The sequence below is a fragment of the Actinomadura physcomitrii genome (assembly GCF_008923205.2).
Taxonomy (GTDB): domain Bacteria; phylum Actinomycetota; class Actinomycetes; order Streptosporangiales; family Streptosporangiaceae; genus Spirillospora; species Spirillospora physcomitrii.
This window is the reverse complement of the sequence record NZ_WBMS02000052.1, coordinates 51,153-66,977: the sequence shown is the minus strand read 5'-3', so window position 1 is coordinate 66,977 and position 15,825 is coordinate 51,153. Positions and strand designations below refer to the sequence as shown.

Genomic DNA, 15,825 nt, shown 5'->3' with positions numbered 1-15,825 from the left:
CATCCACTGGCAGAACTGGCGAGACCGGCACCGAGCACGAGCCCGCTGGCACCACCAACGAACCCGCCTCCGCCGACCACTCGAACACGCATACCCGCAGCTCACCTAACGAAATGCGGCTGCCGTACTACTGGTGTAGAGCTACTGGTGTAGAGACGGGTGCGTCGCAGCAACCGTATCGGTCGGCCTTAATAAGGACCAGGACGACCGGGCGCCGTCATCGTCCTCACCACCCACAACGACGACGAAGAGGAGCTGGCCATTGAGAAGGCGGAAGATCTCGCTCAAGGCCTCCTTCACATGGCGGCGACCGCCAGAGGCGAGTTTTGACTCGGGCTGACCAAAGTACGGCAAGGCGATCCTGCACATTCGAAACGTCCAAGCATCTGGCCCGGACGGTGATCTCGTCCGCCGGGCCAGCGGCTGAGCGACCTTTATCGGCTTCCTGACCAAACCTGGAGCTGCCAGTGGACAGAAGTCGCCCACGTCGTGGAGCTGGCTGAAACTGGGACGGTTACACTGACACCGTGTTCACCCCTGAGGAAAACCGCAGGCCGACCGCTCCTACTTCAGGTACTCGTCGGCCAGCGACGAGAGTTGCAGCGGCAAAGGCAAGGTGGAGGCGATGTCGGTGTGAAGAGCTGCGCGGCGCAACGCTTGGATGTAGGCAGCCCATGCGCGCCGGTCGTCGCCCGGCTGGACGAATGCTGTGACGATCTCGATGGGGTTGTTGTTGCTGCCCTGTTTTAGGGCGTTCGCACTCTGGTCGGGGTCGAGTTTGGTGACCGTCAGCGGGGTTTGCATCTGGTCTGATCGCGGGTTGACCGCGTAGTACACGTGATCGTTGAGAGGGTAGACGCCGCTGGTCCGACCGTATGTTTCCTCCTTGGTCCCGAGTCCTCGTGGGACTTCCTCTTGGCTGTCGCGTTCGCGGATGCGGAAGACGCGCAGGCCGGGACATTTCGCTGGAGGGAGGTATTCGAGAGCGTCGTCTGTGGGGTTGAGGCCCGGAAGGAGGAGTTTGTCGGGGGTGAGGTGCTGGTCTTGGAGCCAGTCCCAGCCGCGGGTGCGGAAGCTGCTGGTGCGGAGGAAGACGGCGCGGTCGTGGGTAGCGTGGTCGATGCCGAGTGCAGCAGTGAGGAAATCGGCGATCCGGATTCGGAAGTTGCCGTTTTTCGGTCTGGGGATTCGTCCTTGACCCACGGTGAGGGCGAGGGGCAGGTCGGCATACGGCAGTTGTTCGGTTCCGTCGTTGGTGGCGAGCTGCGCGGTTGCGGTGCCGTCGCCGGCGATGCGGACGACGATGGGAATGTCGGCGCCATTACGGGTTTCGAGCCAGATGCCGATCAGTTCGAAGTCGCCGGTGATGCCAGGAGGTGCAGGGAGCACACCGACACGCCCAAGCGAGCGGAGCGCGTCCTGCACGGCTGCGCTGGCGCGATGGATGTCCCCCAAGGTGAATTGCGTTCCGGGCAAGGTCTTCTTGACACGTTTGGCGTCGGGTTTCGGGACGTAGAGGTTGATCGGGTGGATGCATTGCAGACGCCGGTTCAGCGGTGGGAACGCCTGCTTGAGGGTCCTGTAGGGGTCCTCCTTGTTGATCGCCTCAAAGTAGGCCGGCTTGCGGATCTCGACGATGGCGGCGCGGCGGTCGTCGCTCCTACCGATCATCTGCCCGATGTGCTCGACGCGCCGCGCCGCCTGGGCTGTCTGCTTCTCACCTTTGGCGGGCCGGGGAATGCCTGCAGCGATGTCGTGCTGCTCACGTAGTTCCACCGTGAGCTCGCAGGGGCCAGTGTAGCGACGGGACTCGATAATCTCGCCGTCGTCGGCGGTGCGGGTCGTTGAGACCGTTTCGGTGTAGCCGAGATCCTGGGTCACCGCCGCGAGCAGGGCTTGCCGGGTGACCGGTGACTCCGTCCATAGCTCCAAGGTGTAGGAGGCGTGGGCGTCCGCGACCGGGCGGAAAAGCCGAGGGACGGTGGTCTTGGCCTCCTTCAAGTCGGCCACCGGCCGGATTCCCAGCGGCTCCAGGATTTCCCCCATGCTGGTGTGCAGGTCGTAGTGGTCGACAGGCAGGAACCCGGTCTTGGCCGCGTGCAGCACCGATTTCGCCGCCTTGTCGTCGGCGTCTTCGTCGTCAGGGGCGCTGAGTTTGGTGCCGGTGGAGTAGAGAACGTACGCGGACACCGGCTGGTCGATGTGGGCGGCAGGGGCGATGGCGACGTCGTGCGGGTCGGGGAAAGCGTGGTGGGTGAGGTGTGCTAGCGCGTGGGCGAGCCCGGGATCCCAGGCCCACTGGTACATGCCGTTGACGCGGCGCCGTCCGATGCCGGCGCTGACGAGAGTGGGCTGCTCAGTCGCGCGGAGGTAACCGGAGTCGGCGAGGAGCCAGAGCGTCAGGCTCGGTGCTCTGCCGCCTCTGCTGGGCACGTATCGGACAGGCTGGAGGGGGAATCGGGCGGTGCTGAGTTCGGCGTGAATGCGGGCTCGGCCGTGGGTCGGTACGGTCTCCACGTGGAAGTCAATCTTTGGGGCCCACAGACCGGACCCTAGTTTGGGGTCGTCGAGGCGTTCGGGCGGCCACCAGACGGCGGACCGGCGGCCGGACCTGTCGACCGGGCCGAGGATGAAAGGCCGGTGTTCACCGCGGATTTGTATCCCCGTGGCTGCGACAACGCCGGCGAGGTGGCCCGGCAGCATCCGGAATACGGCCGGGTCGGGCTTGGCAGTCCCGTTGGGGTGGGTCTGGCCAGCCAGGAGATCCAGTTCGGTCTGCCTCCAGTCGAGGTCGTCGTCCAGCAGGTCGAACCAGTCCAGATCGGGTCGATCGGGAGTGACGCGGGTCGAGGCCCAGACCGCGACAGCGGTGCGGACAATCTGCCGGTCGATGCGAGCGTGGCTGATCAGCCAGTGCTCATCGCCGAACCTGCTGGCCACGTGGATGATGTTGGGGTCGAGGGTGTCGAGGAGTTCGACGAGGGACCAGGTGGGCAGCCTTCGGGCGTCCCAGGAGGGGGCCTGGCTGCGGATCCGTCGCAGCCACGATGCCGGGAACCTCGCGGTCAGGCATTTGACCGGGAGTGATGCTCCGGGAGCGATCTCGTAGGCCAGGAGTCGGAGGTGGTCGTAGCGCGGCATCAGTGCCCCATGTCTCGATTTCGGAACAGGTCGCCGAGTAGACCCCAGGTGGCTTCGGCGATGGCGTGGTCGCGGATCCTCTCCGGGGACGCGGTGCCGGCGGGCTCGGCCAACAGCCGGGTCAGGTGCCGGTCGGCTGCGACGATCAAGCTGGTGCGCGGGGTGTCCGGTGCCTGCTCGTCCGGGTCGGCATGCCGTGGAGCAAAGGCCGCGTCGGTAAGGATCACGTGGGTGGGCTGGTGGCCGCGGATGCTGCGGCCGATGGTCTGGCCCATCGGGACCAAGGCGTTGGCGACGAACGCGGGACGCTCGGTCCGGTCGTCCAGCCGGCGGAAGAACACCGGACGGCTCATCAGGTTGTACCACTCGGCCCGCGCCTTGTTGCCCAGCTTCTTCGCGGCCTCGGCGACCGAGGACAACGGCACGGAGGACCCGGCCGGGTCCAAAAGGTGGGCCATGGCGCGCTGATTGATGAGGGAGAGCGGGAATTTGGGGTCGGTAGGCGGCGGGTGGATACGCGCCAGGTAGAACACCGCTCCGAGCGCGGCGGTGCGGTTGGCGTTGAGGATGTTGTAACCGCGCTGGATCGCCATCTCCGCAGCGACGAGGATGTCGTCTCCCGACTCGGGGAACTTTGTGATCATGCGGCGGTGGAGACCGTACTGGCCTGGATCGTCGGCGTCTGGGGTCACATTGCGGGCGCTGTAGGGCGTGCGCAGGTTGATGTGCTCGGCCACCAACTTTGCTTCAGCGCCGCTGAGCACCACGAACAAGACCTGCTTGCGGTCCTCGGCGAGGTCGGCGCGGACCTGCTCCAGCAGGCTGACCACCGCGCCGGGACGGGGCAGACAGATCCCGCTGACGAGTTGCCGCAGGGCATCGTTGCGTTCAGTGCCCTGCCGGCCGGACACCGCGATCGCCTTCCTGCCATCCGGGCGCAGGCTCTTTCGAAACCACAGCTTGCTTCGAGCCAGCGCCTCCCGGTCCTCCAAGGGTTCGCGAAGGACCGCCGAGGGAGCGATCGGTACGTGGTAGAACGACGAGCCCGGCGCCCAACTTGTGGCCGAGGTGAGAACAACGTGCGGCCCCTGAACACCTTCGGGTTCCAGTAGGTCGTGCATGTGGTGCAGGAGCCACCGGCCGACGCCGCGGATCCACATCACCCGCAGCGCGCCGGTGTCACCCAGCCGGTTAGGCAGCCATTGCAGCGCGAGCAGGTTGCCCATGGGCGCTTCCGGGATCAGCGGCTGGTAGTCGCGGGGAGGCTGCTGCCGCCAGAAGGTGTCCTCGTCGTCCAGGGGTAGGGATTCGGCGACCGCTGGGTAGAGCGTGGACATCTCGAAGAACGATGTGGTGATCCGGCTGGCCCAGAAACCTGCTTGTAAGAGCATTGCGAGCATAGCGTTGTTCGCTCGTACATGATCGCGTTTCCCTTGCGGGGCGTGTTCCATCAACCAGTCGCTGATCAGCTCGTCGATGGAATCCTCGTCAGGGATATCTGCTTGAAGCGCAGTGACTATCGGAGCGATCTCATCAGGGACCGTCGGGAGGACGCCTTCGGTGAGAATCTCCAGGTGCTGGCGGAAGAAGTCGTCGGCGGCATCTTCGATCGCGGCGTTGTCGTCCATGCGCTTCAACGGCAGTCCGTGCATGATCCGTGCAACCTGCAGAAGGAGCGAGAAGCCGGTGAACGGCGCTTTGCCGATCATCTCGTACAGGCCCTCGTCATTCAGGACGAGTTCGTAAAGCTTGTCGATGGCGTGCTGGTGGATCCGGTCGTAGTCGTTGAAGCGCCTCACCTTGCGGTCGCGCAACTGTCGCCGACCGATCCGGTCGAAACCGCCCAGTTTGCCGATCGTGGTCCGATCGGTCCACCCTTCACCGGGTGCGACGAGGGTTTCGTATTGCACGAACCGGTCGTCGAGGTCCTGCTGGACGTTGTCGGCCTCGTCGATGATGATCAGGTCGGTGTGGTGCTGGCAGGCTTCCAGCCATCGCATCTTCACATCCGCTGGCTCGGCCCGGCTGGCGACCAGCCCTGGTGCCGTGGTCACCCACACCTGGGCTCGGGCTATCCGCCGCTCGGTCTCCTGGTGCGGGCAGACCGCCAGCAGCGGGCAGTCATGAAGCTTGTTCTCCCCGTCGGTGGACCGCAGCGCATTCCGGCAGGGAAAGCTGTCCGGGGTGAGTGGCGCCCACTTGGGATGGTTCGCCTCGCGCAGCGGGTCGAGCAGGCAGATGGTGTTGACGAAATCGGCCGCCGGGTCCTGGTCCGCGGGGAAGACACTGGCCGAGGTCGCCAAAGTCGAGCGCCAGTAGCGGGCTGCGTGTTCTGTACGGCTGTTCTTGCCGACCAGTGGCACGGCGTCGATCCCGACACTTCGTAGGAACGACACCTTGGCGTAGACATCGGTGACCGATCCGACCACCAGGGTGACGTGGAAGCCCTTCTCGACACGATCCCCGGTGATCAGGTCGGCCAGCGTGGACTTGCCGCTGTTCATCAATCCGACCATGTGCTCGACCCCGTCGATGTCGAAGGACGCGGGCATCTCGACGAGCTTGCCGGTGTCGTCGTCGACCGCACAGAAGACGATCTTCCCCAGGCGTTCGACCCAGTTCCGGTTCGCTATCTCAGGCTTGTCGACGAGCGCCCTGTCGAAGCGTTCGGCAACCTTCGCCAGGTCGTCCTCGAAGCTGATGTGCCAGGCTTCGCGTTCCCGCTGCCGTCGGGATGTCAGCGCGAGCGGGGGCGGGAGGACCTCGACGTCCTCAGGGATGCGGATACGCTCCTCGACCTTGTCGCGACGAAAGAACGTGTAGAGCTCACCAGGTTTGGCCTGCGGGCGGGGCGGCTCGAGCGTATAGGGCACCGGATCGGTCAGTGCCGCCTCATAGCGGCCGAACCGCTCCGGGCACACCGAGGAGCGGTGCGGGACGAAGCAGGTCCGATCGTTGATCTTCTTGGTGGGGTCGTCTGTTCGCTCGAAGCCGCGGACCTCAGCAGGAAGGCGACGGTAGAGGTCGAGGGACAGCCGCCAGTATCCTCGCCGGCCCATGTCACCCATCCGATGCCTGAGCCTGCGCACCACCGGTTGAAGCTCGGGCTCCACGACCACATATCCGGACAGGATCGGCCACAGTGCTCCGATCGGCTCGCCTTCGAAATGGCGGTGCAGAAAGTACAGGCCGAGTTCGAGCGCCACCAGGTCACGCGCCGTCAGACGCCCGTCCGGTAGGACACCGCCGGCCTGCAACTCGGTCACCAGCTCCCGGCACCATGACGAATGGTCCCTCACCGCTCCGCCACCTTCCTCGCCTTGCCGATAACGCGCGCGACGAAAGCGTCCTCGCTGACCACCGAGACGCCTGACACCCGCCCCTGCAACTCCGTCGTCAGATCAGCCACATAGCCAGGCTGATCGGCGCGATGCTCGGGCAACACCAGGAACCGCCGGTCACACGGCGGATCGGATCGCCAGGTGAACCCGAGCCCCAGCAACCCCGGACTCACTTGATCCTTGGCGTCCGCGCCCCACACCTCGACCACCCCAGATCTGGACAGGAACGACACCCGGATGTCGTACGCATCCAGGCCCGGCCATGCCTCGACGCTGATGGTTCCCTCTGCCTGCACGTCAGCGAGCCGGTCCAAAACCCTGGCCTCGACCAGTCCAGGATCGTGGAAGAACCTCCGGGTCGCACGGTGCTGGACGTAGTAGCCGCCTACCGCTTCGATGTTCAGACTGGTAGGCCTCCCCGAGCAGCCGGCGGTGCCGCAGTCACCGACGCCCCGCTGCGTCGGATTGCCGCATCCGTCGCAGACGCCGATGGCGACCGGCCCTTGAGCCGCCCGGCGCGTATACGCCGCCTGGATGAAACGCTGAACGATCGGCTGGCCGTTGCTCCCTCGCTTGGGAAACCGGCTGACCAGGCGCCGTACCTTCGCTTCGGTCAGCACCGGCTTGTCGATGAGGAGCCGACGAAGATCGCAATAGTTCGTTTGAACACCGCCCTCATCATTGGCGTTCATCTCCGCCACGAGCATCAGCTCCCGGAACACGTGGTTCTCCACGAGCTCAGCCTCAACATCCCGCCCCGACAGTCGCGCCGCCTGCTCGGCCAGCGGCGTCAGCTCGTCGTCATCGAGCAGGCTCTGCTCCAGATCGGCCACAGAAAGACGAAGCTCGATCGGCCACTCGTTGAACGGCGTCCGGCACAGCTCGAACAACGCCAAATCGTTTCGCGGCGGAACCTGTCCGGCGGTATGGAACCGCCACCACAACCGGGTCATCCCCGACCGCCACGGCACCGGAAGCAACCCCTGCTCCGCCGACGTCCGAGTCAGATACTCGCCGGCATCCATACGCCGCCGATCGTCCCTGATCCGCGCGAGCCCCGCCGCCAGCAACATCACGGTGAGGTAATCGCCATCCTCTTGCTGGAACGCCACCCCCTCGGTCCGGCCGACGTCGCCGGTCGCGCCGGACGACTCGGCCACATCCTCGTTCGCAGGGATGGTCACTCTGACACCCGCCTCATCACGAGTCCATACGCGACGTCGACTGGAACAGACGACGTCAATGACGCCGAGCGCGAGCGCTCAGCAATTCGTCATATGCTTCTGTGTGATCTTGGAGAGTCGCCACGTCGGGTCGACGACTCGATCTCCCGCTCAGCCTCCATCCGGCATGCCGACGCTGCTGTCGGGCCGAGCGAGCTGAGCGCAACCAACGTACGCTGCCCCACCGACATATCGCCGGACGCCGACGAATCCGCGGCGCTCGACGCCCCGATATTCACCGTTTGGACTATCCTGGCTATTAGACGCTCCGCTCTGATGGCCCGCGCTGCGGAGCGCAATCGGTTGAAATCCGGCCCGGTGAAGCCGCCGCCTGTTTCACACGCGCGGGGCGTGGACGCCCGCGCCGATCCCCTGCGCGGCGTTATGGCAGATCGTCGAGTCCGCCGCAGGCTTGATCAAGGTGACCGCGCGGGCTGGAGACGCCCGGCATGATCGACGCCTGGGTCACTCTCGACGGCTTGTTGCTGGATCTGGAACGCATGAGGTGGTCGTCTGGACGGGGCGGCGTCGGGCACCCGTTCACCGGTGCGCTGACCATCGCGATCGCCCCGGCGACGCCCTGGTCTGCCGTCCTGTCCCGCCGACGGTGACAGTCGTTCTCGCCGGGATCGGCTTGGGCGGCCAGAACGCCGCCCACCAGCGCACAACCGCATGCTGGCTTGGAATCGACAGCCATCTGCAGCACGCCGTACGTGGGTGGTCAGAGAGGGGTTGTTGCGCGTCGGGCTCTGGTCAGGGCTACGTAAAGCCTTCGGTGACTTTCCTGGCCGGAGCGCAACCCGGTGCTGAGGAGGGAGGACTCCTTCTCTGTCAGGCGCACGCCGACGTCATTCCACTCACGCCCCTTGGCCTGATGCACCGTCAGTCCTGGGACGAAGCCCGGGCCGTCCGCCAGCAGACGAGTCCGTATCAATTCCAGTTTGCGTATGGATGTCGGATGTTTACGTTTGAATAGTCGCGTGCTCTCCTCGCCGACCGTCCGGATCAGCGCTCGATACGCGGCGTCGATGTCACTTGACCCGCGCATCGATTCCAGTATCTCGCTCAGCGGATCAGCGAGCCGGTTCAGCGCCTCCTCGCCGATGTCGAGACCGGCCAGAGCGTCCGGCAGAAAGACGGCGCGCTCACCGAGGGTCGTGGTGGTCAGCCGGTCGAGGAGCAGGAGGATCGCGGCGGCGTTCGTCGTCTCGGGGGTGCCGAACGACGCGGGCAGAACGGATGGAGGGCACTCCCACAACTGTTTCCAGGTTCCCGCCAGGACGATATCCGGCCGCACCAGCACCTTCGCAGGGAGGGTGACCGCCTGCCCTTGGCGTAGCCGTTCGGACAGCGTTCTGGCCTGGTCCGTGCTGAACCGGAATGACCTGGTCAAAGGAAGGCGTACGAAGCCTTGTGCCGCGACCAGATCGGGAACCAGGTCAGGGCTCGCACCGCGGAAGCCGTAGAGGGCCTGCCAGGGATCACCGATGATTGTGACCCTGAGGCCCTGTAGACAGGCGAGTTCGACTAGGCGCAGGTCCAGCCGATTCGCGTCGTAGATCTCGTCGACGATGAGCGCGCCGATGGAATCGATGAGCAGTCGTGCAATCGCGCCCCTTACATCCTCCAGATCGAGCGCCGCTTCCAGCACAGCGCGGACCTCGTCGTGGGTGCACTCGCCGTCGTTCACTCGCGCGACGAAATCGGCGTACTCGACATGGCTGTCCTGTCGCGCCGGCCGCGTACCCACGGCGATGGCACGACCTTTCAGGACCAGGGTCGGGCAGCGGGTGCCCCACTTCTGACGCGCCCGCCCTTTCCACGTGTCGTTCACCGTGACCGCGGTCAGTCCGCCAGGCCACTTGACCAGCCCCAGTTCCAGAAGGTGGCCGAGCAGGCGTTCCAGGAAAGCGTCGAAGGTCATGACGCGATGCGGCCAGGTCAGCGCCTGGGCGCCCCATCGGAGGCGGATGCGCTGCTGGAGTTCGTTCGTTGCCGCCCGGGTGAAGCTCAGCCCGACGACCGCGCCCTCCGCAGTACCCGTGAACCGGTGCAGGCCGAAGCGCATGGCCGCCACCGTGGTCTTGCCCGAGCCCGGTGCCGCCTCGATATAGGTGCGGCGTGATCGGGAGCATACGGCTGCTATCTGCTCGTCCGTCAGTCCTTCGCCAGGCTCACTCATCGCTGTCCTGCCAGAGCCCGTCCGCGAATGCAGCCTCCAGATCCGGTCCGTCTTGCTGGACGAATGACAGCTCGGTTCCGGGAGATCCCGCGTAGAGGAACTCGAACAGCTCGCTCATGTGGTCCGGGACGTGCACGGATTCACCCTCGTCCAGCCGCCGTCGCAGCTCGTCCGCGAGCAGTACGGCGAACTCGCCCTTGAGCTTGGCCGCCGGACCGGCGGGCAGCGCGGACCCGGAATCGGGGGACTTGACGGCACCACGGAAATGCGCATGGACTGAGGCGGGCGTGATCGGCTCGTGCAGTGGCTTTCCCAACCTGGTGAGAACCTCGCTGACGGCGCTCTCGTTCTTCAAAGTGACCGCGGGTTCCAGCGTGGGATGGCTTGCGAAGAAGCCGACCACGTCTGGATCGTGGTCGGCCAGCCAATGGGGCTCCCGAGGCACTTCGTCGACCGGTTGGTCACTGTCACGCAGGATCGCAACTCTGGCCGCACATTCGTGACCTCGCGTGGCGAGCAGACGTACGGGCCAGGCCCCGACTTTAGTCCCGATCACGACGATGGTGAGCGCTTCGGCGAACGCCGATCTAGCCGGATCGCCGCCGGCCCAGGCACGGCCGAACTGGCGCAGAAGTGCCGCGTCCGTGACGCCCTCGACGAGGACGAGGCGCTCGGCGAACAGGGCAGCGCTGCGGGTCGTGTCGAGGTGCAGTCGTGCCATGCGCAGCACCCCGTCCCGTCTCTTGAACGGGATAGACGCGATGGTCCGGGCGGCGGTTCCGCCGCTCTGGTCGCGGCGCAGCACAACGAGTTCTTCGGGACGGCAGGCCGTCACGATTTCCGACGAGTGGCTGCTAAGGATCACCTGCAGTTCGGGACGCTGCTGGACAACCGCGCGGAGATACCGAGCCAGGCCGTGCTGGAGCTGCGGGTGCAAGTGCGCTTCCGGCTCCTCAATGACGATCGTGGCGTGGAACGCGGACGACGGAAAGAAGGAATCCTCTTCGGCGTCCCGCTCTGCGTCGGCTTGGACGAGCAGGTCCTCAGGGCTCGGCTCGTCCTCGGTCTCCTCCTCACCGGTGCCCGCTACCTCCGGAACGGATAGTGGGGCTGGCAGCCGTGCAGGGTCCGGGATGGCCGCCAGGGTCACCGCGATGTGAAGCAGGTTGACGTAGCCGAGCCCGGACACTTCCAGCCGCTTCGCCGACGCTCGCTCATCGACGGACGCGATCAGCAGTTCGAGCACCCGCGCCAGGTAGGTGTCGTCGATGACCTGGCCTCGGACGAAGGGGTACTGGCGACTGATCCCGGCGGAGAGGGCGGCCATGTGCGTGTCGATGCGTTCCTCGACGGCCTGGATGAGCCCGTTGCCTGCGAGTGACTCCAGCAGCGCGGAGGCGCGGGCACGCAGCTCGACCAGGTTCTTTGAACCGGTCAGCCGTTGTTGTTGGGCGCGCAGCAGTTCGACCAGCACGCGGGCCTCGCGACGTGCCAGTTCGTCGACGGGGTTACGGTGCGCAGGCAGATAGATGAAGCGGATACGGTCCTCCAGCGGGGACGGCGTTGTGTTCTCCGCCCGCACCTTGCCCAGCGAGCGCACCAGAGTCCGAGTCCAGGCGGCGGCCGTCGTCCCGTAGCTGCGCGTACCGGTCTGGGCGTGCAGCATGTGGTCCAGCGGGCTGGCGCTGGCCTCGTCGGGCGCGTAGTCGTAATCGACGGTGATCGTGCGCGGAGCCGGTCCGAGCGTGGACGCTGGCGGCCGCTGCAGGCTGGGGAAGACCTCCCGATGGCCGAGATAGAGGGCATCGCTGAGCGTGGTTTTCCCGGCGTTGTTTCCGCCGATCAGAACGCTGAACGAGCCGGGGAACCGGCACTCCAGCACGCCGTTCGCGGCTGACCGGAAGCCCTGGACTCTCACTCTGCTGAGGTGCACTGACGACTCCGTGGCGAGGTATGCACTGGCGACATCGATAAGCCGAGCCTGCAGCGGCTCTTCAGGGGACGACATGACCCTGCGTCGCCTCGAAGGACAAGGGCCCAGTCATCCCGGCGGTCTCGGGCCGGAAGCGTCCTTCGTGTACACCGGCCGCTCGCCTTCCCGTGCCGGGCAAGCTCGACGTGGTGATCGGCCTATCCCTGGCAGAGCCGTTGAAAGCTCTACCAGGAGAACATCGAATGAAAGCGTTGTCAAATGACTTCGATCGAGGGATTGGTGTACAGTGACCGTGCTCCCGAAAACCAGACAAGGGAAGTTCCGATGGCATCGCAGGGCGAGCGGTTGACCGCCGCCGAGATCTCCCGGCTTGCCGGCGTGACGCGCGCGACCGTGAGCAACTGGCGTCGGCGTCACCCCGACTTCCCGCAGCCCAGCGGAGGAACGGAAGCCAGCCCCAGCTATGACCGGCGGCAGGTCGAAGCTTGGCTCGACGCGCGCGGTCGCCTCCCCGCACGGTCGGCCAGAGACGAATTGCGAGTCGGGCTGCGTGAGCCCACGCAGTGCGACGTCGAGGCAGTGGCGCTGTTTGCGGCGCACGTTGCCGGGTTTGGCAAGAAGGAACGCGACAAGATCGCGGCGCTCGGCGACGATGAGCTTCTCGGGTTGCTTTCGCAAGCGGCCTCGTCCACCGGTCCGGTCGAGCGGAGCCATGCGGATGTACCGGCGGCTCTCCTGCGGTCGGCGGCAAACGTGATTCGTGAGGAAGGTCCCCTCGCCGTCTTCGACGTACTTGAGGAGCATTCTGAAGCGCCGACCGGCGTTCGAGGATTGCATGCAACACCGCCGGTGCTCGCCGAAATGATGGCCGACCTGGCGGTGACCGGAGGCCCGCGGGTTCGAAGCGTTCTGGACCCCGCATGCGGGGGCGGACGGCTCCTCGCCGCGGCCGCAGCCAGGCTCGAGCCCGGCGCAGGTGTCCATGGTCAGGAGTACCGTGCTGTCACTGCCGCCCTAGCCAGGACGCGAATCGCCGATGAGTCACCCGGGCCACCCGCGGACGTCAGGACTGGAGACAGTCTGCGCGACGATGCCTTTCGCGACCTTCGTGTGGACGCCGTAGTGTGCAATCCGCCCTATGGAGACCGGGACTGGGGGCACGACGACCTGGCGTTCGACACGCGCTGGGCTTATGGCGTACCGCCGCGCTCCGAGCCTGAACTCGCCTGGATCCAGCATGCGATGGCGCACCTGAACGCCGGCGGGCTGGCCGTGTTGCTGTTGCCGCCGGCCACCGCGTCCCGGTCCTCGGGCCGCCGGATCCGTGCGGAGCTGCTCCGGCATGGGGCGGTGCGCGCGGTCATCGCGCTCCCGCCGGGTCTCGCTGTGCCGTACCACATCGGGCTCCACGTGTGGATATTTCGGCGTCCGGAAGCCGAACGTCCCGGTCAGGACCTGGTCCTGCTGATGGACGCGGCCGACGAGGCCGTTGCCACCGAGGGCCGGTCGGCTGGCCGAAGCGAGGCATCGGACGGAAGCGGGCTACACGAGACGATCCTCAGCACATGGAAAGCGTTCACAACGTCGACCGAGTTCAGCGAGGTTCCCGGTACCGCCCGGGCTATGGCCCCGATCGACCTCCTCGACGAACTCGTCGACCTCTCGCCGGCACGGCACGTCCGTTCAGCAGCGCTGATCACGCCGGACGCAGCCCTGCGCCACGTCACCGAACTCACCGAGCGTCTCAAGACGGACGTGGCGGACCTGGCGGAGGCGAGCAGGATCGGGCCGTGGGCTGCGGCTGGGGAGACCGGTCGCACCTGGCGCAGCGCCACCGTCGCCGATCTTGCCCGCGGCGGCGCGCTCGCAGTCCACCGAGGAGAGCGTGCCCCCACGGCCGGCGTTCCGCTCACCGCCGACGTCGCGGACCGTCGTGTCCTTCGAGCAAGGGACCTGGTCGATGGAATCCCGGCCGGCGGTGACCCCGGCGAGCTGCAGCCGGCCGCCCCGGTCGTCATCGAAGAGGGGGATGTTCTGCTCACGCAGATCGTCGGCCCCCAGGGAGCCGCCACCCGGGTAGCCGGTGAGGACGACGCCGGGTGCCTGCTCGGCAGCGGGGTGTTCCTGCTCCGGCCGGATCCCGAGCGGCTCGATCCCTGGTTCCTCGCCGGGTTCGTCAGCGCACCCGACAACGTCAGCCAGGCGACGACCGGCACCTCGACGCACCAACTCGTTGCGACTCGGCTACGCGTCCCGTTGCTTCCCCCGGAAGAGCAGACCGCTTACGGCCTGGCGTTCCGGAGAATTCACGAACTCCGAGTCAGCGCACGGAATGCCGCCGAGCGCGCCGAGGAGACAGCGGAGCTTCTCGCCAACACCCTCTGTGGCGGGGCGCTCCTTCCTCATGGCATCGAGCCGTCATGAGAAACAGCCGAGTGGGGCGGGTCGCCGTCGTGACCTCTGCCGGAACGCCCTTCACTCCCCCGAGCCTCCGAAAAGAGGAGGCGTCGAACTGCCGCGTGGACGCCCGCCGAACCGAGATCTCGCTGCTCCCGTTCGACGGCCGGTGCTGTTTTGGTGACGCCCGCCAATGCCTTGACCGGCGCGCAACAGAACTGCGCCAGGCATCCGAACTCGCGCCAATCCCTTTCGAGGGGGCGACGACGGGCCGAACGGCTTCGGCCCTTGTCCAGATACGGCCAATCCGCACGGGACTTGATTGGGGAGGCGGCGCGCTATGAGACCACCCGTCCAATGTGCGCCGATGCGACGCGTGCGACCTGCGATGTCACCGCGCTCGGAAGGTCGAGTGAATCGGCGCGTGCCATGGAACCGGCCGTGCGTCTGCCCTCCCCACCGCGCGCGACTCTCCGGTAGCCGCCTCATGGCCCCGCGTGACGCCCTATTCTGGCTCGGCAGCGCACTGATCGTCATATCTGACGCGGCCCGGGCCGTCGCGACAGGGCAGGTGGTAATGGAATCCCTCATGCCGTCCGATCCCCGCACGATTGGTGGCATCGAGCTGCACGGGCGGCTGGGGGAAGGCGCCATGGGGACGGTCTATTTCGGGATTACCCCCGATGGGGACCAGGTCGCCGTCAAGGTGATCAGCAAGCGCAGCGCGGCGGCGGACGGGGAACTGCGCGCACGGTTCGAGAATGAGATCGGGGCCATGCGCACGGTGCAGGGATCGCGCGTGGCGTCCCTGGTCGCCGCGTCGGAGCCGGGCGAGGAACCGGCCTGGCTCGCGATGGCCTACATCCGCGGGCTTACGCTCCGCCAGTACGTCGACGCCCGTGGACCGCTCCCGGGCGACATGGGCGCGGCGCTCGGTGACCTGCTCACCGAGGCCCTCGGCGCCATCCACGCCGCCGACCTGTGGCACCGGGACCTCAAGCCCGCCAATATCATGCTCGCCGCCGACGGCCCCAAGGTCATCGACTTCGGGCTGGTGGCGTTGCTCGGTTCCGATCAGGAGCTCACGCGGAGCAACCAGTTCATCGGTACTCCGGTGACGTGCTCCCCCGAACAGATCTCCAACCCGAGGGACCTCACTGCCGCGGCCGACGTCTACTCCCTCGGCGCGACCCTCGTCTTCGCGCTCGCCCAGCACTATCCGTACGAGCGGCCGAACCTGCCCGCCATGATCCACGCCATCACCGACCCCGGTACCTCGCCTGATCTGAGCGGCGTGCCCGCCACGCTGGAGCCGGTGATCTCCGCGATGGTGGCGTACGAGCCAGAAGTGCGCCCGACCCTTGGGCAAGCGTCGGCAGAGTTCCGGCAGGTGTGCTGGAGCGCCGGTCTCTCTCCGCAGGACGCCCGCGTGCACTTGGCCACGCTCACCTATGTCGAGCAGCCAACGGATCCGCCCTCCGACATCGAGCCGCCCAGGCCGCCGGTGCGCCGCCGGGAGGTCCGGCCACCCGTCCCTGCGGTGGACGCTCTTGCGACACGACTGCGCAGCGCCTACCAGCGCGGCACGCGACTATGACCTGCATGCAG

At 66.5% G+C, this 15,825-nt stretch carries 8 protein-coding genes; 3 read left to right on the top strand and 5 right to left on the bottom strand.

The genetic code is table 11. The features are described 5' to 3' along the window. Positions 1 to 564: 564 nt before the first annotated feature. The 3 genes from F8568_RS40445 to F8568_RS40435 are packed head-to-tail and all read right to left on the bottom strand — an operon-like array spanning position 565 to position 7,666. Entirely contained in the window at positions 565 to 3,141 is a 2,577-nt protein-coding gene (locus tag F8568_RS40445; protein ID WP_151599126.1) for a pPIWI_RE module domain-containing protein, read from the bottom strand. Next, positions 3,141 to 6,407 (bottom strand): pPIWI_RE_Z domain-containing protein, encoded by a 3,267-nt coding sequence (locus F8568_RS40440; RefSeq protein ID WP_151599124.1) that lies wholly within the window; start codon positions 6,405 to 6,407, stop codon positions 3,141 to 3,143. Before F8568_RS40440 ends, F8568_RS40445 begins: the two co-directional genes overlap by 1 nt. 29 nt (positions 6,408 to 6,436) lie before the next feature. After that, on the bottom strand, positions 6,437 to 7,666 hold the full coding sequence (locus tag F8568_RS40435; protein ID WP_151599122.1) for a restriction endonuclease-related protein: 1,230 nt from the start codon (positions 7,664 to 7,666) through the stop codon (positions 6,437 to 6,439). A 488-nt stretch (positions 7,667 to 8,154) separates the two neighbouring features. Between F8568_RS40435 and F8568_RS40430 the strand changes: the two genes are divergently transcribed. Continuing rightward, positions 8,155 to 8,316, top strand: coding sequence for a hypothetical protein (locus F8568_RS40430; protein WP_160573940.1), 162 nt, complete (start codon positions 8,155 to 8,157; stop codon positions 8,314 to 8,316). A 110-nt stretch (positions 8,317 to 8,426) separates the two neighbouring features. On the opposite strand, the gene F8568_RS40425 is transcribed toward F8568_RS40430, so the two are convergent. Both F8568_RS40425 and F8568_RS40420 read right to left on the bottom strand, forming a co-directional pair. After that, on the bottom strand, positions 8,427 to 9,887 hold the full coding sequence (locus F8568_RS40425) for a UvrD-helicase domain-containing protein (RefSeq protein WP_151599120.1): 1,461 nt from the start codon (positions 9,885 to 9,887) through the stop codon (positions 8,427 to 8,429). Then, a complete protein-coding gene (locus F8568_RS40420) occupies positions 9,880 to 11,820 on the bottom strand; it encodes an ATP-dependent nuclease (protein ID WP_160573939.1) in 1,941 nt (646 codons plus the stop codon). The genes F8568_RS40425 and F8568_RS40420 overlap by 8 nt, the downstream gene beginning before the upstream one ends. Positions 11,821 to 12,144: 324 nt before the next feature. Here F8568_RS40420 and F8568_RS40415 point away from each other — a divergent pair, with 324 nt between their 5' ends. Further along, positions 12,145 to 14,244 (top strand): N-6 DNA methylase, encoded by a 2,100-nt coding sequence (locus F8568_RS40415; RefSeq protein ID WP_202125918.1) that lies wholly within the window; start codon positions 12,145 to 12,147, stop codon positions 14,242 to 14,244. A gap of 562 nt (positions 14,245 to 14,806) precedes the next feature. Continuing rightward, positions 14,807 to 15,814 carry a serine/threonine-protein kinase gene (locus tag F8568_RS40410; RefSeq protein WP_160573938.1) on the top strand — a complete coding sequence of 336 codons (1,008 nt, stop codon included), beginning with the start codon at positions 14,807 to 14,809 and terminating at the stop codon, positions 15,812 to 15,814. The last annotated feature ends 11 nt before the right edge of the window (positions 15,815 to 15,825 follow it).

What these genes read in the sequence shown, in the direction of transcription:
- F8568_RS40445 (WP_151599126.1), bottom strand. Translation starts at nt 3,141, where the DNA reads ATGCCGCGCTACGACCACCTCCGACTCCTGGCCTACGAGATCGCTCCC.
- F8568_RS40430 (WP_160573940.1), top strand. Translation starts at nt 8,155, where the DNA reads ATGATCGACGCCTGGGTCACTCTCGACGGCTTGTTGCTGGATCTGGAA.
- F8568_RS40425 (WP_151599120.1), bottom strand. Translation starts at nt 9,887, where the DNA reads ATGAGTGAGCCTGGCGAAGGACTGACGGACGAGCAGATAGCAGCCGTA.
- F8568_RS40415 (WP_202125918.1), top strand. Translation starts at nt 12,145, where the DNA reads ATGGCATCGCAGGGCGAGCGGTTGACCGCCGCCGAGATCTCCCGGCTT.
- F8568_RS40410 (WP_160573938.1), top strand. Translation starts at nt 14,807, where the DNA reads ATGCCGTCCGATCCCCGCACGATTGGTGGCATCGAGCTGCACGGGCGG.